The sequence below is a fragment of the Nonomuraea sp. NPDC059007 genome, assembly GCF_042740555.1.
Lineage (GTDB): Bacteria > Actinomycetota > Actinomycetes > Streptosporangiales > Streptosporangiaceae > Nonomuraea.
The window spans coordinates 1-1538 of sequence record NZ_JBHYJD010000121.1; the positions used below are offsets into that span (position 1 = coordinate 1).

General features: G+C 58.5%; 1 rRNA gene. It reads right to left on the reverse strand.

Going from position 1 to position 1538, the window contains the following annotated elements:
• A 16S ribosomal RNA gene (locus ACFWY5_RS57975) occupies nucleotides 1-1431 on the reverse strand; the annotation flags it as partial.
• Nucleotides 1432-1538: the final 107 nt, after the last annotated feature.

The window sequence follows — 1538 nt, forward strand, 5'->3', positions numbered from 1 at the left end:
AGGTGGTTGGGCCACGGGCTTCGGGTGTTGCCGACTTTCGTGACGTGACGGGCGGTGTGTACAAGGCCCGGGAACGTATTCACCGCAGCGTTGCTGATCTGCGATTACTAGCGACTCCGACTTCATGGGGTCGAGTTGCAGACCCCAATCCGAACTGAGACCGGCTTTTAGGGATTCGCTCCACCTTGCGGTTTAGCAGCCCTCTGTACCGGCCATTGTAGCATGTTTGCAGCCCAAGACATAAGGGGCATGATGACTTGACGTCATCCCCACCTTCCTCCGAGTTGACCCCGGCAGTCCCCCATGAGTCCCCACCACCTCCGAAGAGGCGTGCTGGCAACATGGAGCAAGGGTTGCGCTCGTTGCGGGACTTAACCCAACATCTCACGACACGAGCTGACGACAGCCATGCACCACCTGTCACCCGATCCGAAGAGGGCCACATCTCTGCAGCTTTCCGGGCGATGTCAAGCCTTGGTAAGGTTCTTCGCGTTGCGTCGAATTAAGCAACATGCTCCGCCGCTTGTGCGGGCCCCCGTCAATTCCTTTGAGTTTTAGCCTTGCGGCCGTACTCCCCAGGCGGGGCGCTTAATGCGTTAGCTCCGGCACGGAGATCGTGGAAGATCCCCACACCTAGCGCCCAACGTTTACAGCGTGGACTACCAGGGTATCTAATCCTGTTCGCTCCCCACGCTTTCGCTCCTCAGCGTCAGGTAAGGCCCAGCAAGCCGCCTTCGCCACCGGTGTTCCTCCTGATATCTGCGCATTTCACCGCTACACCAGGAATTCCACTTGCCCCTACCTACCTCTAGCCGGCCCGTATCCACCGCAGACCCGCAGTTAAGCTGCGGGCTTTCACGGCAGACGCGACCAGCCACCTACGAGCTCTTTACGCCCAATAATTCCGGACAACGCTTGCGCCCTACGTATTACCGCGGCTGCTGGCACGTAGTTAGCCGGCGCTTCTTCTGCAGGTACACGTCAACTTCGTCCCTGCTGAAAGAGGTTTACAACCCGAAGGCCGTCATCCCCCACGCGGCGTCGCTGCGTCAGGCTTCCGCCCATTGCGCAATATTCCCCACTGCTGCCTCCCGTAGGAGTCTGGGCCGTGTCTCAGTCCCAGTGTGGCCGGTCGCCCTCTCAGGCCGGCTACCCGTCGTCGCCTTGGTAGGCCACTACCCCACCAACAAGCTGATAGGCCGCGAGCCCATCCCCAACCGAAAAAACTTTCCACCACCACCCGATGCCGGGAGTGGTCGTATCCGGTATTAGACCCAGTTTCCCGGGCTTATCCCAGAGTCAGGGGCAGGTTGCTCACGTGTTACTCACCCGTTCGCCGCTCGAGTACCCCGAAGGGCCTTTCCGCTCGACTTGCATGTGTTAAGCACGCCGCCAGCGTTCGTCCTGAGCCAGGATCAAACTCTCCATAAGATGTTTGACACTAGCAAAAACTCATCATATTCCAGACGAGGTGTTGCATGAAATACTTCATGCACTGGCTTTTAACACACTGTTGAGTTCTCAAGAAACGGACGCGT